Annotated in this window: 29 protein-coding genes; 19 read left to right on the top strand and 10 right to left on the bottom strand. The window is 65.0% G+C overall.

From position 1 onward, the window contains the following. The first annotated feature begins 195 nt into the window (after positions 1–195). From ACFV9C_RS32655 to ACFV9C_RS32675, 5 genes are all read left to right on the top strand, one after another. The gene (locus tag ACFV9C_RS32655; protein ID WP_380199501.1) at positions 196–543 is read left to right on the top strand and encodes a hypothetical protein; all 348 of its coding nucleotides are present in this window, start codon (positions 196–198) and stop codon (positions 541–543) included. Positions 544–632: 89 nt separating this feature from the next. Beyond that, on the top strand, positions 633–1,577 hold the full coding sequence (locus ACFV9C_RS32660; protein WP_380199503.1) for an ImmA/IrrE family metallo-endopeptidase: 945 nt from the start codon (positions 633–635) through the stop codon (positions 1,575–1,577). Positions 1,578–1,589: 12 nt separating this feature from the next. After that, a complete protein-coding gene (locus ACFV9C_RS32665) occupies positions 1,590–1,928 on the top strand; it encodes a hypothetical protein (RefSeq protein WP_380199505.1) in 339 nt (112 codons plus the stop codon). Continuing rightward, entirely contained in the window at positions 1,915–2,124 is a 210-nt protein-coding gene (locus tag ACFV9C_RS32670; RefSeq protein WP_380199507.1) for a helix-turn-helix transcriptional regulator, read from the top strand. The genes ACFV9C_RS32665 and ACFV9C_RS32670 overlap by 14 nt, the downstream gene beginning before the upstream one ends. Before the next feature lie 3 nt (positions 2,125–2,127). Continuing rightward, entirely contained in the window at positions 2,128–2,772 is a 645-nt protein-coding gene (locus ACFV9C_RS32675) for a hypothetical protein (RefSeq protein WP_380199509.1), read from the top strand. Positions 2,773–3,256: 484 nt separating this feature from the next. Here the strand turns inward: ACFV9C_RS32675 and ACFV9C_RS32680 are convergent, their stop codons facing one another. Next, positions 3,257–3,529: a hypothetical protein gene (locus tag ACFV9C_RS32680; RefSeq protein WP_380199511.1), complete on the bottom strand. Its 273-nt coding sequence runs from the start codon at positions 3,527–3,529 to the stop codon at positions 3,257–3,259. A gap of 156 nt (positions 3,530–3,685) precedes the next feature. Here ACFV9C_RS32680 and ACFV9C_RS32685 point away from each other — a divergent pair, with 156 nt between their 5' ends. Genes ACFV9C_RS32685 through ACFV9C_RS32695 form a run of 3 tightly spaced genes read left to right on the top strand, consistent with a single transcriptional unit; the run spans position 3,686 to position 5,284 of the window. Further along, positions 3,686–4,405 carry a multiprotein-bridging factor 1 family protein gene (locus ACFV9C_RS32685; protein ID WP_380199513.1) on the top strand — a complete coding sequence of 240 codons (720 nt, stop codon included), beginning with the start codon at positions 3,686–3,688 and terminating at the stop codon, positions 4,403–4,405. 33 nt (positions 4,406–4,438) lie between these two features. Further along, positions 4,439–4,981 carry an HD domain-containing protein gene (locus ACFV9C_RS32690; RefSeq protein ID WP_380199515.1) on the top strand — a complete coding sequence of 181 codons (543 nt, stop codon included), beginning with the start codon at positions 4,439–4,441 and terminating at the stop codon, positions 4,979–4,981. Between the two features lie 54 nt (positions 4,982–5,035). Then, entirely contained in the window at positions 5,036–5,284 is a 249-nt protein-coding gene (locus ACFV9C_RS32695; protein ID WP_380199517.1) for a hypothetical protein, read from the top strand. A gap of 71 nt (positions 5,285–5,355) precedes the next feature. On the opposite strand, the gene ACFV9C_RS32700 is transcribed toward ACFV9C_RS32695, so the two are convergent. Then, positions 5,356–5,832, bottom strand: a complete 477-nt coding sequence (locus tag ACFV9C_RS32700) for an NUDIX hydrolase (RefSeq protein ID WP_380199519.1) — start codon at positions 5,830–5,832, stop codon at positions 5,356–5,358. Continuing rightward, positions 5,832–6,548 (bottom strand): XRE family transcriptional regulator, encoded by a 717-nt coding sequence (locus ACFV9C_RS32705; RefSeq protein ID WP_380199521.1) that lies wholly within the window; start codon positions 6,546–6,548, stop codon positions 5,832–5,834. Before ACFV9C_RS32705 ends, ACFV9C_RS32700 begins: the two co-directional genes overlap by 1 nt. Positions 6,549–6,684: 136 nt before the next feature. Here ACFV9C_RS32705 and ACFV9C_RS32710 point away from each other — a divergent pair, with 136 nt between their 5' ends. The 6 genes from ACFV9C_RS32710 to ACFV9C_RS32735 all read left to right on the top strand — a co-directional run bounded on the left by ACFV9C_RS32710 (position 6,685) and on the right by ACFV9C_RS32735 (position 11,297). Next, positions 6,685–6,915, top strand: a complete 231-nt coding sequence (locus tag ACFV9C_RS32710; protein WP_380199523.1) for a hypothetical protein — start codon at positions 6,685–6,687, stop codon at positions 6,913–6,915. Between the two features lie 138 nt (positions 6,916–7,053). After that, the gene (locus ACFV9C_RS32715; RefSeq protein ID WP_380199525.1) at positions 7,054–8,118 is read left to right on the top strand and encodes a hypothetical protein; all 1,065 of its coding nucleotides are present in this window, start codon (positions 7,054–7,056) and stop codon (positions 8,116–8,118) included. Beyond that, positions 8,105–8,563, top strand: a complete 459-nt coding sequence (locus tag ACFV9C_RS32720) for a PPC domain-containing DNA-binding protein (RefSeq protein ID WP_380199527.1) — start codon at positions 8,105–8,107, stop codon at positions 8,561–8,563. The genes ACFV9C_RS32715 and ACFV9C_RS32720 overlap by 14 nt, the downstream gene beginning before the upstream one ends. 57 nt (positions 8,564–8,620) lie before the next feature. After that, positions 8,621–9,559 (top strand): hypothetical protein, encoded by a 939-nt coding sequence (locus ACFV9C_RS32725; protein ID WP_380199529.1) that lies wholly within the window; start codon positions 8,621–8,623, stop codon positions 9,557–9,559. Positions 9,560–9,646: 87 nt separating this feature from the next. After that, a complete protein-coding gene (locus ACFV9C_RS32730) occupies positions 9,647–9,958 on the top strand; it encodes a hypothetical protein (RefSeq protein ID WP_380199531.1) in 312 nt (103 codons plus the stop codon). Positions 9,959–10,145: 187 nt separating this feature from the next. Next, the gene (locus ACFV9C_RS32735) at positions 10,146–11,297 is read left to right on the top strand and encodes a hypothetical protein (RefSeq protein WP_380199533.1); all 1,152 of its coding nucleotides are present in this window, start codon (positions 10,146–10,148) and stop codon (positions 11,295–11,297) included. A gap of 21 nt (positions 11,298–11,318) precedes the next feature. Here the strand turns inward: ACFV9C_RS32735 and ACFV9C_RS32740 are convergent, their stop codons facing one another. Next, positions 11,319–11,498 (bottom strand): hypothetical protein, encoded by a 180-nt coding sequence (locus ACFV9C_RS32740; protein ID WP_380199535.1) that lies wholly within the window; start codon positions 11,496–11,498, stop codon positions 11,319–11,321. 213 nt (positions 11,499–11,711) lie between these two features. Between ACFV9C_RS32740 and ACFV9C_RS32745 the strand changes: the two genes are divergently transcribed. Then, a complete protein-coding gene (locus ACFV9C_RS32745; protein ID WP_380199537.1) occupies positions 11,712–12,542 on the top strand; it encodes an aspartyl protease family protein in 831 nt (276 codons plus the stop codon). A gap of 194 nt (positions 12,543–12,736) precedes the next feature. Here ACFV9C_RS32745 and ACFV9C_RS32750 read toward each other — a convergent pair whose 3' ends face one another. Beyond that, positions 12,737–13,486, bottom strand: coding sequence for a hypothetical protein (locus ACFV9C_RS32750; RefSeq protein WP_380199539.1), 750 nt, complete (start codon positions 13,484–13,486; stop codon positions 12,737–12,739). Between the two features lie 243 nt (positions 13,487–13,729). Between ACFV9C_RS32750 and ACFV9C_RS32755 the strand changes: the two genes are divergently transcribed. Both ACFV9C_RS32755 and ACFV9C_RS32760 read left to right on the top strand, forming a co-directional pair. Further along, positions 13,730–15,169 (top strand): DEAD/DEAH box helicase, encoded by a 1,440-nt coding sequence (locus tag ACFV9C_RS32755; RefSeq protein ID WP_380199541.1) that lies wholly within the window; start codon positions 13,730–13,732, stop codon positions 15,167–15,169. After that, positions 15,166–16,830 (top strand): hypothetical protein, encoded by a 1,665-nt coding sequence (locus ACFV9C_RS32760; RefSeq protein ID WP_380199543.1) that lies wholly within the window; start codon positions 15,166–15,168, stop codon positions 16,828–16,830. Before ACFV9C_RS32755 ends, ACFV9C_RS32760 begins: the two co-directional genes overlap by 4 nt. A gap of 804 nt (positions 16,831–17,634) precedes the next feature. Here the strand turns inward: ACFV9C_RS32760 and ACFV9C_RS32765 are convergent. Next, positions 17,635–18,411, bottom strand: coding sequence for a L,D-transpeptidase family protein (locus ACFV9C_RS32765; RefSeq protein ID WP_380199545.1), 777 nt, complete (start codon positions 18,409–18,411; stop codon positions 17,635–17,637). Positions 18,412–18,513: 102 nt separating this feature from the next. After that, positions 18,514–19,056, bottom strand: coding sequence for a GNAT family N-acetyltransferase (locus ACFV9C_RS32770; RefSeq protein WP_380199547.1), 543 nt, complete (start codon positions 19,054–19,056; stop codon positions 18,514–18,516). A gap of 18 nt (positions 19,057–19,074) precedes the next feature. Here ACFV9C_RS32770 and ACFV9C_RS32775 point away from each other — a divergent pair, with 18 nt between their 5' ends. Then, complete coding sequence (locus ACFV9C_RS32775; protein ID WP_380199549.1) at positions 19,075–19,980, top strand: phosphotransferase family protein; 906 nt, start codon at positions 19,075–19,077, stop codon at positions 19,978–19,980. Here the strand turns inward: ACFV9C_RS32775 and ACFV9C_RS32780 are convergent. Together ACFV9C_RS32780 and ACFV9C_RS32785 are read right to left on the bottom strand one after the other, a co-directional pair. Further along, the gene (locus ACFV9C_RS32780) at positions 19,977–20,393 is read right to left on the bottom strand and encodes a hypothetical protein (protein WP_380199551.1); all 417 of its coding nucleotides are present in this window, start codon (positions 20,391–20,393) and stop codon (positions 19,977–19,979) included. The genes ACFV9C_RS32775 and ACFV9C_RS32780 overlap by 4 nt on opposite strands. Before the next feature lie 3 nt (positions 20,394–20,396). Further along, complete coding sequence (locus tag ACFV9C_RS32785; protein ID WP_380199553.1) at positions 20,397–21,350, bottom strand: SEC-C domain-containing protein; 954 nt, start codon at positions 21,348–21,350, stop codon at positions 20,397–20,399. Positions 21,351–21,459: 109 nt separating this feature from the next. Between ACFV9C_RS32785 and ACFV9C_RS32790 the strand changes: the two genes are divergently transcribed. After that, complete coding sequence (locus ACFV9C_RS32790; RefSeq protein WP_380199555.1) at positions 21,460–22,347, top strand: LysR family transcriptional regulator; 888 nt, start codon at positions 21,460–21,462, stop codon at positions 22,345–22,347. A 41-nt stretch (positions 22,348–22,388) separates the two neighbouring features. On the opposite strand, the gene ACFV9C_RS32795 is transcribed toward ACFV9C_RS32790, so the two are convergent. Beyond that, a complete protein-coding gene (locus ACFV9C_RS32795) occupies positions 22,389–23,303 on the bottom strand; it encodes an aldo/keto reductase (RefSeq protein ID WP_380199557.1) in 915 nt (304 codons plus the stop codon). Between the last annotated feature and the right edge of the window lie 136 nt (positions 23,304–23,439).

The following is a 23,439-nucleotide window of genomic DNA, read 5'->3' on the forward strand; positions in this document are numbered from 1 at the left end:
TGTTCGGAGTAGTTCTTGCGGGCCATGGTCAGGATCATCTCGCTTACTCCAGCAACTGCTGGATTCGGCGTGTCCAAGAACCAGGGTCAGGGCCCCCTGGGCGGGCGAGAAAGTCTGACATCGGTATCCGTTGAGCCGCCGTGGCCTGGGACATGCGTCCTGGGCTGTGGAATCGACGACTGAACGGAGCGGCTTGTGGGCGAGCAGATGTCCAGTGATGAGGGTGTGCTGCGGCGGGTGGTTGAGTTGGTGACTCGGGCTGAGGGGATTGTTGAAGGGATTGAGGCTGCCGCTGCGGATGGGCGGTGGGCGATGACGGCGTTCAGTCGGTATCGGTTGTGTGAGTTGCTCGAGATCATGCCCTACGGCCGACCGGAGGCTGATCTTGATGCGGACCCGGTGGTGTTGCTGGATGAGGCTGTCGGGTTGGTGGATCAAATCGATGTGGCGATCGAGGATCTGAGCTGGCGGCTCGCGTTGGGGGATGCGTTGCGGGCGGCGGCCGCGGACATTCGGGTGGTGCGGGATGCCGGCGAGGTCTAAGTCCTCTGTTGGCCTGGATCGGGGATCCAGGATAGGAGTTTGAGGCGTCTGTTCGTTGAGCACTGCAACCGATCCACCGGGAGGTTGCTGTGGGCAAGGGACAGGTGCGGGCGGAGGATCTCCATCGGGCGCTCGATGCGGAGATCAGCAAGGTACGGACGGGTTCCGACTGGGCCAGGTTGCTGGACGTCGCGACGTTGTTTCCGACGTACGGCTTCGGGAACGTCGTTCTGATCAACTTGCAGATGCCGGACGCAAGCTGGGTCGCTCGTGCGGAGACGTGGGAGAAGCTCGGGCGGCGGGTGCGGACGGGGCAGGCGATCCGGATCTTGAAGCCGTTGCGGTCGCGGACCGCGATGGCGGACGCGCTGAAGGTCGCCGGCCGGAAGTACGGCGACGAAGGTTTGGTCGAGCGGCAGGTGATCGGCTTCCAGGTCGGTTCCGTGTACGACGTGACGGCAACTACCGGGCCGCCGATCTACCTGCCGCGGACGCCATCGCATTCCGATGCGGTTACGGCGCGAGCGCTGTGGGCCGGGTTGGAGAAGGAGGCCGCTTCGGAGGGGTTCGTCGTCGAGGTGTGCGCAACAGGAGATGCGTCGGAGGGCTACACCGACTACCGCGCGAGGCGAGTGGTGGTCGCGGACCACCTCGACGAGTTCCGTGCGGTCGCGCGTCTGGCGCACGAACTTGGACATGTCCGGATGCACTCACCACAGGTTGGAGACGGGATGTGTCGCGAGGTTCGAGAGGTGGAAGCCGAGTCCGTCGCGTACGTCGTACTCGCGCATCACGGCCTGTGGATCGATGCGGAGTCCTTCGACTACATCCGGAGCTGGGCGAGAGAGGTCGACCCCGTCGAGCCCGCGAACGTGATCAAGGCGACTGGCGCTCGGGTCATCAAGGTGGCTCGGCAGTTGATCGATGCAACGGACAGGCATCTGAAGGAGCACCGGGCTCCGCTCGGGCAGGTGCCGGCGCGGCCGCTGGACTCGGCGTTCCTGGCTCCTGATCTCGACGGACCGGCGTTCTGAGGTGCGCCGGGTATGGCAGCGAGTGAGCGCGTCGCCGCGCTACGGCGCGCGCGGGAACGGCAGGCACGGATCGAGACCGCGACGTCTCGAACGCTCAAAGCACAGGCGTCCATGCAGCGCGCGGTCGAGGCCAAGGCGGTCGCGATCGATAGGCACGACGAACGGGTAGCCGCGGCCGAGGAGGCCTGGGTGGCGGAGATCGCCGAGCTCGTCCGTACCTGTCGATCTGCGGAGGCCGCGGCAGAGATCCTCGGCTGGTCTGCTCGCGAGCTTCGACGCGTTGTGAAGGCCGATAGGGATCGGCATACGCCGCCTGAGCCGCGGATGGGAGATACCGATGCCAGCTGCTGAACCGGATCCGCTGTGGGACATCGATCAGGTTGCGGCCTACCTGGACGTGCCGAAACGGACCCTCTATCGCTGGCGGACGATCGGTTACGGGCCGCGAGGCAAGAAGGTCGGCCGGCACCTGCGATACCAGGCGAGCGACGTCATCTCGTGGTTCGTCGAACTGAGCGACGAGATCCTCGACGAGAGGTGGGACTGAACGATGATCGAGATCACCCACACGGCAGACAACGGCACTGTAGCCAGGGGAGTGGCGCAGAACGACGCATCGGCGGCGATCTTCGGCGCCAGCTGGCATTGGTCGCCTGACCTGGAGGCATGGCGCCTGCCCGGGGAAATGAACGTGTCGCTTGCTGGCGCGACCGCAACGGAGCTTCGGCGGGCCGGCTTCGACGTCGAGGTACAGCTCGACGACGGCGCGGAGCGGTCAGAGACCAAGTACTCCATGAGGTGGGTCGGACGTCAGATCGAACGTCTGGAGACGACGCTGCGGAAGCTAGACCGTCAGCTCGACGGTCACTTCCGGAAGCTTGAGTTGGGTGCAGAGGGCTCGGCTATGTCTGAGCTGTGGTCGATCCGCATGTTGCTTCGGCGTACCGATCTCACCGAGGAACTGCGCCGCTGGCACGAGGTGAGCGACCAGATGTCGGCAGGTGCACCTGCCCATACCCCACAAACTGTCCACCCGGGCGACTATGTTCGCATCTCGGGGCAATGGCGAAAGATTGCCCGAGTCAACCAGAAGTCGGTCACGGTCGAGACGGGCGAGTCCAGGACTGGACGGGCGCCGTACTACGACATCACAGGTCACCGGCCTGCCGACGTGCCAGATGGGCCATCGCTCTGATAGTCAGGTGCGAGCGGATCGCTCGTGACGCGCAGAGTGGTGTAAGTGCGGCGTACGACTTCCGCGAAAAGTGACGCCGCTGCAGCCGTGCCGATGTAGTCGACGATCAGGTAGCCGCCGAGCCAGCCGGATACCCGGTGAAATGCGTCGCGGTCCTCTGCCACTAGGACCGTCCTGACGTCTCGAGGCGGGTGAGGTGGCGCGCGATCTCGGCGCAGTGATAGTCGAAGTCGTTCGGCTCGTCCCACGTGATCAAGAGCCAGATTGGCCCCGCGCTGTGAACGGTGCCGGGACCGTACTCGAAGTGGTAAACCCTGTCGCCGTGCTTCAGGTCGTTCCACTGCACAGGAGTCCTCCGAACAGGGGATGCCCTGCCACCGCCCAGGGGTAGACGGCGGCAGGGCCGGGGCCTCGCCGGACATGGCGAGGGGTGGAGCGGCGCGACCGGCGCGGAGGTGAGGCTCACACGTCCGGCCTCGCCGGCTTAGATGGCGCAGGCGGTGAGCGCCGGCCCCTCGTCGGGATCGAACGGATCTGGATCGAGCCAGCGGATCTCCGACGCGCCGAGGTGACCATGAACTTCCAAGAGCTCCGCGATGCCGGGCCAGAACGTCAAGCACGGATTCGGTCCGAGCCACTTGGCGACCACCCACTGATGGCCGTCCTCGTTCGGCGGGAACTCGACCACCAGCGCGACGACGCCGGTTCCGCTGACCCCTGATGGATCGCGATATCTGTACAGCTCCCCGCGGCGCATCCTGCCCCCTCTCCTTGGGTGATCTTGTGTGTCTCAAGACTCCCGGTTCCGGACTGGACAGGAGAACCGTGTCCACGGACATTTGCGGACGTTTCGTGCTACGGTCCGATCAGACATTTACCGACATCTACCCATGGGTAAGGGTTGGCGATCCGAGTGAACGACGTGCTTCGGCGCGCGATGTACGCAGCGAATCTCACCGACGTGGACCTGTCCGCGGAGCTGGCCGTCGATCCCAAGACCGTCCGGAACTGGATGCGTGGCCAGGTGCCGCACCGGCGTACCCGAGAGGCGTTGACTCGAGTGCTCGGCGTCGACGAAGAAGCGATCTGGCCCGAGCTTCGGTCTATGAGTGCGGACAATGGGCGGCCGGAGGAGATCGCCGGGGTCTACGCACGGCGTACGTCGATCAGCTCGCAGAACTGGCTGACGTTCTTCGAAGCCGCGAAGACGGAGATCGGGATCCTCGCCTACAGTGCGCTGTTCCTCGCCGAAGACGCTCGCATCGTGCGGCTCCTGCGTCAGAAGAGCGACACCGTCCGGATCAGGATCGCCCTCGGTGCACCAGAGGGTATGAACGTCGTCGAACGCGGCGTGGAGGAGGAGATCGGCGAGGCGATGTCGGCGAAGATCCGGAATTCACTTGCTCTCCTTGAGCCGCTTCTACAGTGCGAAGGCGTCGAACTCAGGCTGCACGACACAGTGCTGTACAACTCGATGTACCGGTCGGATGACGAGCTCTTGGTCAATCAGCATGCGTACGGGATTCCGGCGGCGCAGTCGCCGGTGTACCACTACCGTCATTCGGATGCGAGCGAGATGTTCGACTCGTACGTCGCTAGCTTCGAAGCCGTCTGGGCGCGGGCCATGACCTGACAAAGCTGCGGTGCGCGTCGTATTGTCTGGCAGATGATGACTGTTGCGGAAGCGAAGTCGCTGGCCTGCCGGCTGCTAGCTGACGAGCTGCCCCGGCGCTGGGCACACACCCAGGGTGTAGCCGACCGCGCTCGGACCCTGGCGCCCATCCTTGGCGATCGGTCCGAACTCATCGAGGTCGCTGCCTACCTGCACGACATCGGCTACTCGTCGACCTTGAGCTCGACTGGATTCCATCCGCTGGACGGTGCGCGCTATCTGCGCGACGTGGTCGGCGCCGACGTAGCGCTGTGCGAGCTCGTCGCGCAACACTCGGGCGCTGCGGTCGAGGCGGAGGAGCGGGGGATCGACGCCCTTGGGCGGGAGTTCGCCGCACCTGAGCCGGCTCTGCTTCATGCGTTGACCTATTGCGACTTGACCGCGGACGTGAACGGCCAGCCGGTGAGCGTCGAGGAGCGGCTCACGGAGATCCTGGCTCGATACCCACGCGAGCATGTGGTACACCGCTCGGTCGTTCGTTCAAGCCCGGAGCTGCTTTCGGCAGTGGTGGACGTTCAGCAACGCCTGTCCGCTTAGCCGTTCTCGTAACCGGGTCGTTCAGGCGGCTGGTGTGACTCTTGGACGGCGAGGATGCTGCAGCCTGATGACGCCCTTGCGTTGTGGGACGGGTTCCCGGTTGATCGGCGGCCGCGGCCGATTGTGGTGATGGGTTCTTCGATCGGTCCGGGCGGAGGTCCGAAGGTCGAGGACAAGACCCGCGTCTTGCGGAATGCGCCGGTGGTGTCCGACGTCGACATACCGCCGTGGCTCCTGGAGGCATTGCACCCGGCATGTCCAGCGCAGCAGCAGTCCGACCCGGTGCGGGTGCCCGGCGAATGAGGCTAGCGGTGGCGGACAGCACCCACCGTTGTGGCTATGGCAGCGCCTATTCCCGGTCGGTCCGCATCTAGCTAGTCGAAGTAGAGCGTTGCTCCGGGCTCGAGGTAGTGGTCGATGCGGCGGCGCATGGTCGGGTTCATCAGGAGGTCGTTGAGTTCGGATTGTGGGATCCATCGGACCCGGGTGCTTTCGCTGCTCGGCGTCGGCGTGCCACCGGTCGCGCGGGCGCGAAGCAGAATCGAGAACTCTTGCCGGGCTTCGCCGTTGCTGGTGTAGAGAATGATGTGTTTGGGATCGGTGTAGATGCCGAGGACGTCGAGGATCTCGCAGTCGATGCCAGTCTCTTCTCTGGTCTCGCGTACGCCGGCCTGTGACATGGACTCACCGAGATCGATCGCTCCGCCGGGCAGTGCCCAGTTGCCGTTGTCGGAGCGTTCGATCATCAGGATCTCGCCGGCGTCGTTCTCGATGACGACGTTCACCGACGGGACCATGCTGTTCGCGGCCGGTGCGTCGGGATCGTCGTAGTAGTCGATCCGCTTGGCCATCACGTCTCCGTCGTCGGGATTGCATCGTCCCACACACGTTCGAAGCTCTGCAGATAGTGCTGCGCAAGTTCACCGCCGGGGATCCTACGGAGGTGCCACAGCGGTGCCTGCGCTGCTGGTAGGCCGTACACGTGGGTGTTGACGAACAACCGATCGTCTGCGCGGTAGATCGAGTTGTAGAGCACGGTGCGGTGGAGTCTGAACTCGATCCCGGGTGTGCCTATGAGCCCGCGGTACAGCACCAGCGCGTTGCGGATCTTGGCGGCCAGCGCGTCGCCGATGCCTTCCTCCTCAGCACGATCTGCAACTCGTTCGTCGGCCGGGTCGCCCAGGAGAATCCGTACGCGGGCGCCAGTCTTCGCCTTCTTCCGGAGAGTTCGTTGAAGACCGCTGTCCTCGGCGAGAAACAAGCCTGCGTAGACGAGGATGCCGATCTCGGCGCCGGCGGACTCGAACAGTTGACGCCACTCGTCGGCTGGGACGTCGGCGCGGTGCGGATAGACTCGGACGAGCTCACTCTCGGACAGCGCTGCGGCACGATCGCGTGTCAGGGCATCCGGCCACAGGTACGACTCGTCTCGGCCGAGTCGCATCGCCAGGCGATGGCGGTTGCGTGGGAACGGGAGGATATCGCCCGTGACCCAGCGCTCGACGGACTTGACATTGACTTCCAGCTCCTCTGCGAGTGCATGATGGGTCAGCCCTTGCTCCACCATCGCTGCTCGCAGTCGTTCGTTAGGCACAGGATCTAACCTAAGACATTTGAGGACATTTCGAGCGGATCCAGGACATCCTGGAGATGTCTCACCATGCGGTGACGCTGTCCGCGCCGCCGCGTCCATGCTTTCTGGCATGAAGAAGGGTGAGAGGCGCCCGAACGTTCTGCTCCGCGAGGCCCGCGGTTCGATGACGCAGGGCCAACTTGCCGACCTGGTTAGTGCAGAGATCTTTCATTCCACGGGCGAGGAGATCCTCGTCACCGCGAAGTCCATCTCCGACTGGGAGCGCGGCTGGTACACGTGGCCGTCCGCCGAGGTGCGGCAGGCGCTGTGTCGCGTGCTGCAGAAATCTGATCCCGCATAACTCGGCTTCTTCTTCAAGCGACGAATCAGCGTGCCAGTGGCAGCCGAACCGATCTCTGCTCTCGATCTCCTGGCCGGCCACATGTCCCCTCAGGGTTCTGGTGTACTGAGGCTGCCCGCCGGCCGTTCGTACGCCGGTGTGGATGTCGCAGCGCACTACTGCGAGGCGACGTTTCCGGGGCAGGGCTGGCTGATGGTCGACCCCGGTGCGGAAGCCGTGCTGAACCGGCCGGACCGCCGATCCCTTGTCTTGGTTGTCGACGATGAGCATCGGCACTATGTCTCGGACGGGCGGCGATTCGTCGACCGCGCCGGACGTCGCACCGGTCCCCAGCCCATCTCCTCGGCGATGGTCCTTGACGATCTGACGGTCGGCATCATCTGGGCAGCCACGAATACGGATGTCGCGCTCCTGGCCGATGACGCGCATCTCGCGATGAGCCAGGCGCGCCTGGCTCACTACGAGCGCCGGCACAGATCCGACGTACCGCTGACCGAGGTACCGACGCTGAACCCGGTCGGGGGCCAGTGGTTGGGCTCCAGATTCTGTGCTCGCCACATCACTCGCAACCTGGATCGGTTGTCCGGTGAGCCGTTCTTCTGGACCCGGGAGAGCCGGGGCGAGGAGGCGGCGTCCTGGTTGTTGTGGCGGCACAAGTTCGAGTATCTCCGTCGTACTTCGCGTTGGTACCCGGGGATGCGCCGCGGCTTCCGGATCTCAGAAGCCGATGTTGCGGACTCTCCTCCGTACGAACGGGTACTGCTCCTGCTTGCGATCGCGCTGATGGAGGCCTTCGGCATCACGGTGCTGCTGAGCCCGGAGCCGGAGCATGCGGCTGTCGAGGGATTCGCGCTCGGCGGCGACGCGATCGTGGCGAACTGGCTGGGCGGCTCCGGGCTCTGGTACGTCGACGCGAGCGCGCCGGCGTCGCGCCGCGCGGTGTTTCGTGACGTCGTCGGCGAGGTGTCGGAGGCGTCGTTGGCTGCGGCGCCGGACGGCCGGCTGCGCATGGAGGCGGTTGCCGACTACCTCAACGTGTCCTGGTCCTGGTTTCGACGTCGGTGCGCAGAGCTAGCGACGTCGGGCGTAGACGATCTCGCGAACCCGCGGAGCCGGCTGCTGTCGACGCGTGGTCTGAACACTGCGATTCGGTACGTTGCCTACATCGACACTCTCGAAGGAGCAGAACTTGCATGCCGCTGAACTGAGGATGGGCCGGACCTTCGCGGTCCATTTCGACCACGGTGACGACTTCTATCCAGCGTTGGCCGAGTTCTGCGCGGAGTACGGCGTGCGGCAGGGGTTCATCCCTATGTTCATCGCCGGCATGCACGACGTCCAGCTCGTCGGTACCTGCGAGAAGCTGGCGAATCCGGACGCACCGGTGTGGAGTTCAGTACACCTCGAGAACGTCGAGGCGATCGGTGGCGGCACACTCGCCTACGACAAGGAGTCGGGGCAGGTCCTGCCGCACATCCATGTCTCGGTCGGGCTGAAAGCTCAGTCTGCGACTGGTCACACCAGCCACCTGCTCGGAGCCAAGATCCAGTTCCTGACCGAGATGTATCTCGTCGAGGTGACTGATCCGACCTTCTCCCGTGTACGACAGCCCAACCTCTTCGACGTTCCGTTGCTGTCCTTCGAATAGTCCTGGATCTCTGACGCCAGGTTCCGGCATGGAGGCCGCGCGACGAGTCTCGAGGTTGTGCCACGCAATCTGCCGGATGAACCACGGCCGCGCGACCCGAACTCCACACCGACGATCGCCGAGCGGAGGCGGCTGCTCGACGTCAACCGAGCAGCCGCAATGTTCTATCGCCGGGAGTTGCTGCGGGCAAAGAAGAGCTGGGCGAGGACCTACCTGACCGACGCCGGAGTTGGCGAGGTACTGGATCCCGGATCAAGCTGGGCGATCGGATACGCTCCCGACTCGCGTTCACGGCTGGTGGACAGCTTGCGTTCGAGAGGCTTCGACCTGGCCAGCGTGCGGAACGCGGGACTAGGGCTTCTCGATCCGGACGATCGAACGATCGACCGGTTGCGTGACCATCTGATACTGCCGGCTCGCAACGAACGGCTGGAGACCGTCGGCTTCATAGGAATGCGGACAACGACGGCCCCGTACTACATGGCCTCACCAGCAAGCCAGGTGTACCGGCGCTCCAACGCGCTTGTCGGTGTTGCGGAGCAACTTGACCTCCTGTCGGAGGGTGCAGTGCCAGTGTTGGTCAACCATCCAGTCGATGCGCTGGCCGTCGAACGTATCAGCCGCTTGAGTATCGGCAGGTGGGCCGGCATCCCGTTGTGCGACACGCTCCTGTCTGTTCAGCAAGCCGCTCTTCTCGCCCGCTACACCTCAGCTGACACCGCCATCGTCGCCGTCCCCCACGCTGCGGCTGCACAGCGCGCGGCAACGGGGTTCCTTGACGATCTGAACCGGTTCTTCCCGCGGATATGGGCGGTCGAGCTTCCGAGCATGTTCCCGGATGGTCCTCCTCACGACGACCAGACCGCTCAGCAGGCCCTCCACGACGCCTTGCTGGTAACGCGTCCCTTGTCTGACTACCGCCGACCAAAACAGCGGAGGCCCCGCAGGCAGGACGGGCCCGCATCGGAGGCGCCAGGTCATGGGCCTGAGCTGTAGCGAGGATTGCCGTCGCATCTCGCTGTTCCAAGTCGACTCGGTCCGAACGTTGATCTCCGGTCCTGTGACAACGCGAAGGGATCTGAGATGAGGACAGTCGAGACGTACGCGTCAGTTGTCGGCCTGGTCGTGCATGCGGAAACAGGCGGCGCCCACCGCCAGCGGGAGGACCCCGCCCGCTGGACTATTCCAGCCTTCACCGGCCACCGCCTGACCGAGATGCTGCGCATCGAATCGAATCTGCCCGACAGCGCCGATCCCGCTGCTGACCATGCAGCGCTGTCCGGCGAAGCTGTGGCGAGCGCCGACGAGCACCTGCTTTGGCGCTCGTCACGGGCTGAAGCGTTCCGGCCCGTGCCGGCCGAGGTGTGGATGGTGTGCGGTGCGTGCGACGTATGACGAGTTGCTCCGAGTCGCGCGTCGGCGAGCGGTTGAGGCGTACAACTCGGCCGACAACGACCTGTCGGACTTGGTCGGCGGCTGGCAGGCGACCCTGTCGGCAACGCGGAACCATCTGCGATGGCTGCGGGTTGAGCTGTCGACGGCGGATTTCGGCGTCCGGGACGATGGTCCGGGGGAGGGTCCTTTGTTCCGGCTGGGGGAGTCGATCGGCGCGGCCGCCGATCTCCTTGCTTCGCAGAACAGCAACACGGCGATCATTCTGGAGGAGCAGAAGGGGCTCGTCGGTGCGCGGTCGGAGGTTGCGAGCATCGCGGCAATGGGCGCTCGTGCAGCATTGACTCGCCTCGCCCTGCGAGGGAACGAGATCGACGCTAGCGATCGGGAGGTGTACAAGCATGTGGTGGCGGTCATGGCCGAGCTGGAGTTCCTGCGTGAGCGAGGAGGACAGGACATCGGCCCCTTGGGGCGCTTGGTGACGCGACTGCCGAAGCACGGCGAGGACGAACCCACGAGGATCAGTCGCATGGCCGCGGCCTGGCAACGTGCGCACGAGGCGACATCGCCAGGCGAGCTGCTGACTCGGGACTTCCGATCCACCAGCGCCCAACTGCGGACTGTCGCCGGCTACCTCGCCCACATGGCGAGGCTTCTGCACGCCGCCAAAGCCGCGCCGTCTGCCGACCTTCGGCCGCTGGTCAGCAGCCTCCGCGAGGTTGCTGCGGCAGAGACTCGAGTAACCCAAGCCTGGCGTTCGAGAATGTCAGACGACACGGGACGTACCGACAGCCCTGTCGAGCCGGTGTTCCTGTACCTCCTGGATGCTTTGCAGGGCTGGCTCCGCGATGGCGACAAACTCAAGCCGTTCCCTGACGTCATCACAAGTCTCACGGTCGCGGACCAAGCCCGTCAGGCACTCGACGAGCTCGTGCACGCGGCCCATCGCGTCGCCGTCGTGCAGGAAGAGTCGACGCAGTGGGTGGTCGGTGCCGGACGGCTGTACGTTCCGAAACCCGCGGCCGCGGTCCGGGATCCGGAGTTCAACCATCGGCCATCGGTATGGCGGCTGCGACATCCGCAGCCGTACTGGGTACGCGCCACTCAGATCTCATGCTTCGATGAACTCCTGTCCGCCGTGGCAGACGTAGCGACACACCTCGCCGATGCCGCCAGCGCCGGTCGCCGGATCGCCGGCACCGACGACCAGCACAGACCGTACGGTCTGGACATCGGCAGCACACCGCGCGCGGCGAAGAAGTCACCCGCGCGCTGGTACCAGCCGATCTCCGACAACGACATCCCACCGATTTACGCAGAACCTCCCGGCCTCGGTGTGTGAGGGCTAGAGCGGGCGGAGGTCCTAGCCGGGGACCCAGGCGAGTTCGCCGTTCTTGTCGCGGAACTTGCCGAGCCATTCGCCGTTGTGCCGGATCCAGACCTCCAGTTCGCCGGTGGACCAGGTGGCCCGCTCCACCGGCTGGCTGGGGTCGATCCTGTTGGATCCGTCGTCGGACGGGCGAACCGTGAACCGACCAAGCATGTCTCGAGGTTAACCTATTTTCGAACAGATGTTCGTGCGGGTGGAGATGTCCATCATGTAGAGGACGAAGTCGCTTCCGGGGGTAGCGGCGATCACCGTATGCCGTTACCTAGGGTGTTGTCGACGCGGGCGAGCTCACGGGCCCAGAGGCTAGGTCTGTGCATGCATGCAGGTAGATCGGTGCGGCCCGTATGCGTGCAAGACTTCGCTGTCATGGCGTGGTTACCGATCACGGTCGTCCCTGACCCGAACGACGCGCGGGCGCGTCAGGCGTGGATTGATGCAGTCGCTGGCACCGTTTCGTTGCGAATGCTGCTCGATACCGGCACGTTCCGGTCAGCCATCCCACAGCGAGCCAACGGGACCACGCTCCTTGTGGATCACGTCTCTTCAGGGCGCGGCCTTTCTGGTGCGGCGGGGCCTAATCAGCGAGCGACTCTCGGAGGCTTGTCGGCGGGCCCGATCAGGCAGACCGATATGGTTGTCGATATCCAGGATGCAGAGCGGCCTCATCCACCGTTGTTGGGCAGAGATGTTTTCCAGCATCATCGCTGTGACTTCCAGTTCAGCAACGGAGGCGTTGAGATCGACCCTGTCGATGATCCTGTCGATCTGGCCACCTGGGGCACTTGGGGTTCCAGCGATGCCCCCGGTGTTGAGCTGCGGTGGGGCGACACTGCGGTTCGCGCGGTCTGGGACACCGGGGCGGGCATCACGATCGTTGATCGGACATGGGCCGAGAGACACCCCGAGGCCATCACAATCCTCCAGGCCGAGGACCACGGAACCGACGTCACCGGCGCTTCGGTGACCGGCGTTCGTGGCCAGATGGCCAGCTACGCCGTGGGGGACCTGGGCTTCCCGGAGCAGCAATGTGGCGTCGTTGATCTATCCGATCTCAACGCTCAGCTCACCCAGCCGATCAACATGCTCCTGGGATTGCCGCAGATCGAACTCGCCGACTGGTATCTCGACTTCCCGGAGCGGCGGTTGGGCGCGTACCTGTCACCTGCAACCTCCAGCGGAAGCCGGCAGTCACGCTGACAGTGATGGATCCACTTGGGCACCGCACGACAAGCGTCCCCCTGAATCGTCCCGAACGTCGGCTAGTACACGTCCGTCCGGCTGACTTCTTCCCTTGGAGCCACTGAGACGAATCCGCGCGCCGGGGCGAGTGCTACGTAGGCCTGCGACATCGCTGCGGTCACAGCAACTGAGCGAAGTGTCTTGGGGAGGGGTTACTGTTTGGCGGCCGGCCTGCGTGGTCGGTCCTTAATGGCCTTTGAGAATTCCTCGGGGCCGGGGCGCAACTGGGCGACGGCATCAGGTGTGCGCCATTTGAGGGCGTCGTACGGACGGATCTCAGGAGGATGAATTCTGTCAGGATTGTGCTGAGGCTCGCTCCGGCCGGACGAGCCGGATGGCATGCTCGTGTTTCGTACCCTCAAGCGCTCTATGTCCTCCAACAAGCGCTCCCTGAAGCCGAAGAGTTCGGCCAAGACGCCGAGCGGAGCCGAGAGGGCAAGCAGCGGCGAGATCACTACGACCAGTCCGCTGTCGACGGATCGCTCACGGATCACGGCCAGGAGTGGCCCGGAGAATAGAGCCGCAGTCAGCATCAGTGGAGAAGAGTTGCTCTCCAGGAGCAAGAGAATCCCGATTGTCAAACCCAGCGGTCCACGAGTGGACTGCCAACTGGCTGCGCCGAGCCTTATACCGGAAACCGCAACGAAGGTAAAGAGAATCCCGACAACTTCGGTCGCGGTCCTCCTGTCGTGCAGCCATGTCGTTATCGATTGAACGGCCCAATGGATGCCTGCCCAGTCGACCGCCGCCTGGAGCACCCTTCCGGGTTGGCGGCGTTGCGACAGCGAAACTACGGCCAGCCATGTAACGCTTGACTTCATCAGCACCTGGCTGGATCGCGTGACCATTCCGCTGGCGCGGTTCGTCACTGCGCTCGCGACTGACGAGACCATCTCAATCATGTCTGAAGTCTGCCAACAGCCACCGACAGATTCCGACCGAGGGACTCAATCCTAAGGCCGAGCAATCATTCGCAGTTGGTGAGGCGATGTGAGATTCTAGGCTCTGTGTCGAGTTCCGCTAGCCCTGGCAATGGGCCCGGTTGGCTCTCTGGGAATGTCTGGGCACGGCCCGAGAATTTCGAGAACAACCCTGTGCAACACTTGGTCGTACCCGCTGGCCGGTTTACCACGCTGTCGGGAGTCGTGGGCCAACTGACTGTGTCGAACAACTTCGGCACTTGGCCGGCCGCGACGGCCGGCCAACCCTTAGGTGCGGACGCTCTTTGGCTGAAGGTCCAAGGAACACCGGAACCGGGTGACGAATTCAAGCCAGCCGGATGGAACCGACCACGCGACATCGGCCGGTTGCCGGTCGACGAAGTTCTGGACAGCTATCGAGGAGCAATCGGGCTGGTCGACGCCGGCCGGGGCGAGCCGGGACTGCGTACGCCGCAACTGGGTGCTGTGCATGCCGTCCTGGGCTACTGGACGACCAATCGGCGGACGCCGGCGACGGTGGTGATGCCGACTGGCACCGGGAAGACCGAGACCATGGTGGCGCTGCTTGTCGCTGCCCGGCTCCCGCGACTGATGGTGCTGGTCCCATCGGATGCCCTGCGCGAGCAGGTAGCCGCGAAGTTCGCGACGTTGGGTGTGCTGCAGGAGTTGGGGATCGTGCGCAACACGGCCCACCGGCCGGTCGTCGGACGCCTTAGACACGGCTTCCGAACCGCAACTGAGGCGCGCAGCTTCGCGGAAGCCTGCAATGTTGTCCTGGTGACGCCGAACGCGCTGCGCCATTGCGAAGAGAAAGCCCGCGCAGTTCTTCTCGGGAGCTGCTCACACTTGTTTATCGACGAGGCTCATCACGTCGCGGCGACTTCGTGGGCTGAGGTTCGAGCGGCCTTCGAGGACAAGGAGGTCGTGCAGTTCACAGCGACCCCGTTCCGCGAAGACGGCCGCCCTCTGGCCGGTCGGATGATCTACGCCTTTCCTCTGCGCGAGGCCCAGGCGCAGGGCTACTTTTCCGAGATCGCGTATACATCGGTCATCGACTTCGCCGACGTCGATCGGGCCGTTTCCGAGCAGAGTGTGGCGAGGCTGCGCGCCGATTTGGCCAAGGGGTATGACCACGTTCTTATGGCCCGAGTCCGGAGTATCTCGCGGAGCAAGGAGGTGCTCGAACACTATCGGGCCTTAGCCCCCGACCTGCGTCCGATCACAATCGACAGCAGGATGGGGCAGCGCGATCAGGACGCGGCCCTCACCGCTCTGCGAGCTCGCGATTCGAAGATCATTGTCTGCGTCAATATGCTCGGCGAGGGCTTCGACCTCCCAGCGCTCAAGGTCGCCGCAATTCATGATCCGCAGAAGAGCCTCGGTGTGACACTCCAGTTCGTCGGCCGGTTCGCCCGTACGTCGACCAACGCCGCCTACGGGACTGCCTCGGCCTTCGTCGCTCGAACTGAGCTCGAAGTCGACCGCCGTCTTCGAGAGTTGTACGCGGAGGACGCGGACTGGAACCTGATCCTCCGTGACCTATCACAGGCAGCTGTGCAAGAGCAGCAGGACGCAAGCGACTTCGAGGAAGGTTCACGAGTCTTCCGGAAGAGATCGACCTTCGGAGTCTCCTGCCGAAGATGAGTACAGTCGTCTATAAGGCCCCCCGCCATGAATGGGAACCCCATCGCATTCTCGACCACTTCGGCCAGGAGAACCTGTTCACGCTTCCGATCGGGCTCAATCTGGCGGCGGGCGTCGCCTGGTGCGTCGTCGAGAACCGCGGAACAGTCCGGTGGGGCAACGTCAAGACGATCCAGGAGGTCACCTACGAGCTGTTCGTCCTCTATTTCGACCGTGATCGAAGACTCTTGTACATCAACAACTCCGCGAATGACGGAGTCTTCGAAGACCTCGCCGAGTCGGTTCTCGGGGCCGGCGCGGAGCGTTTCACCGGCTCCACGGTCTATCGCGTGATGGCCGACATCGATCGGCTCGTTCCGACCAACGTCGGTGTGATCGACATCCACGACCAGTTCCGGAGGTTCTCGATGCACGTCGGGTCCGACGTCACGGCGAGCTTCTCCGAGGCGGAAGCAGGGACGAAGGCACAGACGAACATCTCGGGCGGGGGCTTCCGTCAGGGCGAGCATGTGAACATCAGCGCGTCCTTGAAGGGGCGTATCTGGTCCCATGCGACAGCTACGAGCCTCAAGGACTGGCGCGAATGGTGCGACGAGATCGGAGACAAACTCCTCGACGACACGATCAGCATCGAGCAGGTCATCAACCAGTTCATCCTCCCGGAACGTCTGAAAGACAGGCCGCCCGGCGTGCTTCTCGCGCTCGAGTGGCCTTGGATGATCCAGCTGCAGCAGGCTGAGACAGTTCGTCTAGCGTTCGACGGCAAGACGCATGAAGCTGCCTACACAGACCTTGTTCCGGACACCAGCTCGACCACCGGACCCTTCCAGTTTGAGGTTCGGTCAGGGTCGTGGTCGGTCCGATACGAGGCATCGGTCGATGCCACCGGTCACCTGGTTTACCGCTGCCTCGGTGCCAACGAAGTGATGGTGGTCCGAGCCCGGTCCGAGGTGCCGCTCAGCGTTTGGCTTCAAGCCAACGGACTCGTGTTCCTGCTCGACGACGACAGGCTGATCGAGGACGACCTGCTGTACCGGCCCAAGGCCGGCGGCGCCCCATTTGATCGGGGACAGCTCCACGTCGTCGACTGGTCAGGTAGCGGAACTGACCTGACTGTCGAGTCGCAGACGAAGGACAAGTTCAAGCACTCGATCCAATATCGCGCGATTCAGGACCTGCTGGCCGCGACGCCTCCTTGGGATGTCGTCATAGACGATGACGGTACGGGCGAGATCGCGGATGTTGTCGCTCTGCGCATCGATGGTGACGAACTCGTGGTACTTCTCGTGCACTGCAAGTTCTCTCACGACAAGGCTCCAGGTGCCCGGGTCGCAGATGTCTACGAGGTCTGCGGACAGGCACAGAAGTCGGTCAGATGGCGCCGTAACGACCTCCGGCCGTTCTTTCGCACTCTCGTGGACCGAGGGCGGAAGAAGCAGGCGCGCACCGGAGTCAGTCCGTTCGAGGCCGGAGACCTACGCAAACTGTTCGAGATCCAGGACATGGCCGCCGTGCTTCGGAGACGTGTGGAGATGATCATCGTCCAGCCCGGCCTCTCTCAGAGTATGGCGTCGGAGCAGCAACTCGACGTCCTGGCGTCGACTCAGGCGTACCTGCGCACAACGATCAACGCCTCACTGGCTGTCTGGTGCAGCAGTTGACGACCATCCTGATTGAGGGTCAGCGGCGGTCCCCCCGTTCCTGTAGCGGTGAGCGAGACCGAGGTCGAGCCGGGCAAGCAAGCCACGATCCGTAACCGGCGTTGCCTGTCGGACCTTGGCAGCGCGAACGAGCAGCCGTCTTCTATGACGTGAGAAGTCACGAAAGTTTACGGATCCCGACAAGTTCCATCGTGATCGCCTTGCAGAACACGGACTCGGTCCCGAAGGCAGCTAGGCGGCAACGGCCGCACCGTATGGCAGCGCGCAGGGGAGTCTCGACTCTGCGTTGGGATCGTGCTGCGGCCAGCCTCAGTGTCAGCGGCTGCACAGCAGGTTGGTCGGGCGGTTTGGCCGCGGATGGTCGCCGGGAAGGTACTCCACAGGCTGACGCGGCGCTCAGCGGTTGCCGGGGAACCTGCGGGCCAGAGGCACTGAGGTTCTATGGATCGTGGGATTGGCCCAAGTCGAACTCGCACATGGCACATTTTGTCGCCGTCACGTCGGTCAACAGTGCGCGGGGCTGCACAGGTGATCGTCTCCAGACTGCGCAGCTACGAGGTCTCGAGCTTGTCGCGGAGCGCGGTCGACGACTTGGTGAAGGTGAACTGCAGGCCGCATCGGCGGCGCAAAACGACTGTTGCAGCGCCGATGCGGACAGACGCCGACCCATGTCAAGCCGGCTGAGCTAACTGCGTGGCGACCTGCGCTGCTCCGTCACTGCTCCGTGGGACGCTGACAAAGGTCCATCACTGGTGCGCGCGGATGAGGGATAAACCTGCAGGTCAGAGCTGTGTCGAAGCAGTTCTAGTACTCGCCGTAGATCTGGACCTTGGTGCCTATTGGGGTGTCCTCGAAGATTTGGTGGATCTCCGGGCGGAGGACGCGGACGCAGCGGTGGCTGTCGGGGTACGGCTTGACGAGGGAGTTGACGCGCGAACCGTGCAGCGCGATGCCGGGGCGGTCCTTCAGGAAGTACAGCGAGTCGTACATGTACGCGTCCGGGTACAGGCTGCTCTCGTGCGCTCCGGCCCACTTGCGCCACACCTTGCCGGTGCGGTTCGGTGTCTCGTACCCGGGGCCGCCGGTCGAGATCCAGACGATCCGCTTGTAGGTCTTGCCAACGATTTGGTACAGGATCTGGCAGGTCTTGTTGACGTAGATCCCGGGCTCGCGGGTCGGTGCCGGGCGGCTGGTCGCGTTCAGGACGGAGTACGCGTCGTCGAGCGTCAGGCCGCGGCGGCTGACCGGCATCCCGTGGGTCTCGCGCCACGCGCAGAGCGCCTGCTTGGCGCGGACGGTGATGTCGCCGTCGATGTCGCCGACCGGGTACCCGAGTTTGTCGAGCTGCTGTTCGACCCGGAGCGCGTAGTACGCCGGCTTCTGCTTCACCTTCGGCGTCGGCTTCACCGTGGGCTTGACGGTCGGCTTCGCCGTCGGCGTGACCGTCGGCTTACTGCTGCTCGGGGTTGCTTGTGTGAGCGAAGGCGAGGGCGACGTCTCGCTCGCGGCGACGTCCGCGCAGCCGGTCAGGGCGAACGACAGAACGACGGCAGCGGCGACCAGACCACGGCGACGAGACACGGATTCCCCTCTCCTCAGCACTTTTCAGCGTCGCAGAACCACGCCCGGTAAGCGTGCAGCGACCCGCCGAGACTAATCCGCGAACGGTGCCATCACCGTGTGCTAAGCGGTTCCCGTCACCGAACCGTTGCCGAGCACGGGCTCCGGATCGTCGCGCAACCGGCTGTACAGGTACCCGTCACGGAGCTTCCCGGCCCGGAACTCGCACCCGCGGATCACCCCTTCGAGCCGGAAACCCGCCTTCTCCAAGGACTTCTGCTCGGCGATGTTCTCCGGATGCGTCGCCGCCTGGATGCGCTGCACCGACGTGTGCTCGAACAGGTACGCCGTCAACGTCGCCTGCGCCCGCCATCCGATCCCACGCCCGCGGTACTCCGGCAGCAGCGCGATCCCGATCTCCCAGTACGACGTACGCCCGTCGAACGACCCGGAATGCCAGCTGACGAACCCCGCCGTCTCGGAGCCCGTCCGGACGATCAGCCGCCCGTCCTCCTTGCCGAGGAACCCGTCCTCGGCGAACCGGCGTACCGGCGCCTGCGGGTCCCGGTACCCGTTCCAGTCCAGCCCGATCAGGCCGGGCTCGACCGCGAACCGCTGGAACAGGGGCAGATCGTCTTCCACGACAGGCCTCAGCGTGACATCCATGCCTGTCAGACTAGGCCGGTGAAGTGGCTCGACGAATACTCGCCCGCAGCGATCGCCGACCTCGTACGGCAGGTGGCACCGCAGCTGGGCGACCTCCCGATCGTCACTCGCGAACTCGTGAACAAGGACGAGCCCCTGTGGTGGTCGTCGAGTGCCGTCCTCGGCGGGCGGTACGTCGCCAAGTTCGCCTGGTCCCGCCCCGCGGCGCTCCGCCTGGCGCACGAGGTCGCCGTACTCGACGCACTGTCCCGCGAACCGGTCGTCCCGTACCTCCCGAAGGTCGTTGCGAGCAGCACCGATCCGCTCCTGCTGGTGACCGAACTTGTGCCCGGTACGTCGTTGTTCGAGGTCGTCGACGCCATCGACCGGGACGAGGCGGGCCGTCAACTCGCGCACTTCCTCGGCCAGCTGCACCGGGCGGGGGAGCGGCTGGGCGAGGTCCCACCGGCCGCGCTCCAGCCGGCCACCACCGACACGCTGCGTGCTCGGATCGGGAAGTGGATCCGCCCCGAGCAGCTCCCGTCGGTACTGCGGTGGTGCGACTGGGCGGACCAGGTACTGGGCACGCCGCGCCCGTACGTCCTGACGCACGCCGATCTGCACGGCGGCAACCAGGTCTGGGACGGCGGCCGGCTCCACGCGATCGTCGACTTCGAGACGGCGGGCCTCGCCGAACCGGAGTACGACCTCCGCGCGTTCCCCGGGACGGGCCCGGGCGTCGAGCTGGTGACCGCGACCATGCACCACTACCGCGAACTCACCGGCTACCGGCTGGCGACCGACCGGATGATGGCCTGGCACCTCCGAACAGCCCTCGGCGACGTCCTGTGGCGCAGCGAAGCCGGCACCTCACTGGCAGACCGCCGCACCCCACCAGACTGGATCGACGACCTCACCACCCGCTTCAGCGCCCTGGGTCTTTAGAGCCCGAGGTCGCGCAGGAACTCCGGCTTGTACGCCTGCAACACGACGTACCGCGGATCCGGAACCTCCATCCCCGCGTTCTTCGCCGCGTCCCCGGCCGCGTCATGCGCCCCGACCGGCACACTCGGGTCCGTCCACTCCTGCTCGGCAGCGTTCCAGTGCGTAATGGTGGACGTGGCCTCCAGCCGCTCGGCCGCCACCAGTTCCTTGGCGGTCCGCTCCGCCTCCTGCGCGTCCTCGAGCGAATGCGTGTACATCAGCATCCGGTCACCGTCCCGGGTAACCGTCACCTGACTCCCAAGCCGCTTCTGCGCGTCATCATCCAGATCCAGCGCCCGCAACCGATCCCAGAACGTGAGCCTGTGCCCCTCGTCCCCCAACACAACCTCAACCCGAAACTCCTCATCCGCCATGCGTCACACCCTACCGACCGCAACCTCCGCCCCAGCCCGCAGACCCGCAGGCCCCCACGCCTCCCGCGACTCCTGAGGTCTGCCTGTGCCGCAACACCTCTTGTACTTTCGTTCGGACCCACACCAGCAGGGCTGGTTGCGGCCCGGCGGCCAGGCAACGCCGACCCGGTCGCGCCGGGTAGCTCCATGCGTCGGTTCGCCCGCCGCGGACACGGCGAGCAACTGCTCCGCCGCCTCGACGCATTTCCCGAACGTTCCGAACGTCCACAGCTCGATCATCACGCGCTCGTCGCAACTGCGGAGCGCACTCTCGAACTGCTGGTAGTACGCCTCAACGCTTGCCGCGGTTACACGCCTGGGCCACTGTTCGCGGGCCATGATCAGTTCGTCCCGGCTCCAGGCCACCACCCAGCCGTGCGCGATGCGAGGTTGGCGCAGCAGGTCGAGCAAGTTGAAGTACTTGTCGACAGCCTCGACTTCTCCGGCCTCACCCAGCAGGTCGAGTCCGCTGAGCTCGAGTCCCATCGCCCACTTCACCCTGCGTCGGCCCGTCGCCATCAATACGGCCCACCTCGACGACTTGACCTCCGCCTGGGTCATTTGGTCGATGACCTCTGAGTACACGGCGAGGGCCTCGGTCAGCATCCCTTGCCTCTCCAGCAGCAGACCCGTCCACATGACGGTCAGCACGGACTCGCCGATCTTTGCTTTGGTGTTTTCCAGCGCGCTCCATTCGACGTCGCCGTACCAGTGCCGGAGAACGTGGTCGATGTAGTCCGCTGCAGCGTCGTTGCCGGCGCTCCCTCCTTCGGCGGCCAACTCCCGCCAGATCGCTGTCGCTTGATCGCGTTCGCCCTTGAGGGCGTGCGCACGCGCGGCCTCGGGAGGCGTCAAGAGTCGATCGAGGTGATTGTCATGGTCGGGATCGCGGAGCTCATCCGCCAGTTCGGCTTCCATGCGAGGGAAAGTATTCGGATCGGTGCGGCTCGGAGCACGCTGATTCGGCGCTGTGGATACATGTGGGGCCGCAGAATCGGTTGGGTTCGATCGACTACAGTTCTTAGTCATGGAGCTGAGGCACTTGGAGCACTTCGTGGCGGTGGCCGAGCAGAAGCACTTCACGCGGGCTGCTGAGGCGATGTCGATCTCGCAGTCGGGGCTGTCTGCCTCGATCCGGGCGCTGGAGCGGGAGTTGCGGGCGTCCTTGTTCGTGCGGAACACGCGCAGCGTCGAGCTGACCGAGGCGGGGCGGGCGCTGCTCTGTGAGGGGCGCCGGGCGCTGGCCGCGGCCGAGGCGGCGAAGGACGCGGTTGCCGCGGTGCAGGGGCTGCTGCGCGGTCACCTCACGGTCGGGCTGGAGCAGTGCCTCGGCGTGGTCGACGTACCGGCGTTGCTCGCCAAGTTCCGGTCGGCGTACCCGGGGGTCGAGATCGAGGTGCGTCAGGCGGGCTCCACCCCGATGCTCGACGAACTCGCTTCCGGGCGGCTGGACGTCGCGTTCGTCGCGACCGCCGGCGACCCGGTCGACGGGCTCGACCTGCGGCCGTTGTCCCGCGAGTCGATGGTGCTGGTCTGCGCCCCTGATCACCGCCTCGCGAAGGCGTCCGGCGTCACGCTCGACGACCTGGCGGGGGAGTCGTTCGTCGACTTCGACCCGACCTGGGGCGCCCGTTCGATCTCGGACCGCGCGTTCGCGACCGCCGGCGTCGCCCACCCGGTGACGATCGAGGTGAACGACGTACACACCCTCCTCGCCCTGGTCGCGCACGACCTGGGCGTCGCGCTCGTCCCCGAACGCATCGCCGCCAAACGCGGCGATCACATCACGGTCAGCCTGGCGCCTGGTACCGCCTCCGACTGGCAGGTCTCGGTCGCCGTACCCACCGGCCCCGCCGCCTCCCTGGCCGCCGACGCCCTGATCGGCATGCTCCCCACGACCGCCGGCCACAACTGAAACAGCCGGCCGCCACAGAGGACGGCCGGCTGCGTTCCCGATTACCAGGCGTAGTCTTCCGGGGCTGTCTTGTACCCCGGGAAGATCTCGTCCAGTCGAGCCAGCGCCTTGTCGTCGAGCTTGATGTCGACCGCGCGTACGGCGGACTCCAGCTGCTCCATCGTCCGCGGACCGACGATCGGCCCGGTCACCGCCGGCTGGTGCAGCAGCCACGCGAGGGCCAGCTCGCCCGGCTCGTGCCCGAGCTCGTCCGCGAACGCCTCGTACTGCTCGATCTGCGGCCGCAGCCGGTCCAGGGTCTCCTTCGAGCGACCCTCCAGCCGCCGGACCCCTTCGTTCTCCTTGCGGATCACGCCGCCGAGCAGACCACCGTGCAGCGGCGACCACGGGATCACTCCCAGCCCGTACGCCTGCGCCGCCGGCAGCAGCTCACGCTCGACGTCACGCTGGATCAGGTTGTACAGCGACTGCTCGCTGACCAGACCGTTGAAGTTCCGCTGCGCAGCCGCCTCCTGCGCCTGCGCGATGTGCCATCCCGCGAAGTTGCTGGACCCGGCGTACAGCACCTTGCCCTGCTGTACGGCGACCTCCATCGCCTGCCAGATCTCTTCCCACGGGGTGTTCCGGTCGACGTGGTGGAACTGGTACAGGTCGACGTAGTCCGTCTGCAACCGCTTCAACGAGGCGTCGAGCGCCCGCCGGATGTTCAGCGCGGACAGCCGGCTCGTGTTCGGCCAGTCCTGCCCCATGTCGCCGTACACCTTGGTCGCGAGCACCGTCTTCTCACGGTTCTTCGCGTCCTTCGCGAACCACTCCCCGATGATCTCCTCGGTCCGCCCCGGGTAGATCGACCGCCCGTACCCGTTGGCGGTGTCGAAGAAGTTGATCCCCACCTCATGCGCCCGCTCCATGATCGCGTGCGCGTCCCCCACCTCGGTGAGAGGCCCGAAGTTCATAGTCCCCAGAACGATCCGACTAACCGAAAGCCCCGTCCGCCCAAGCTGAGTAAATTCCATACCCCCAACCCTCCCGCGCCCTCGCTCAGACTTCCAACAGAATAATCCACTTGCTGTGATCAGCAGAACTTCTTAA

The organism is Kribbella sp. NPDC059898, assembly GCF_042730855.1.
Classification (GTDB): domain Bacteria; phylum Actinomycetota; class Actinomycetes; order Propionibacteriales; family Kribbellaceae; genus Kribbella.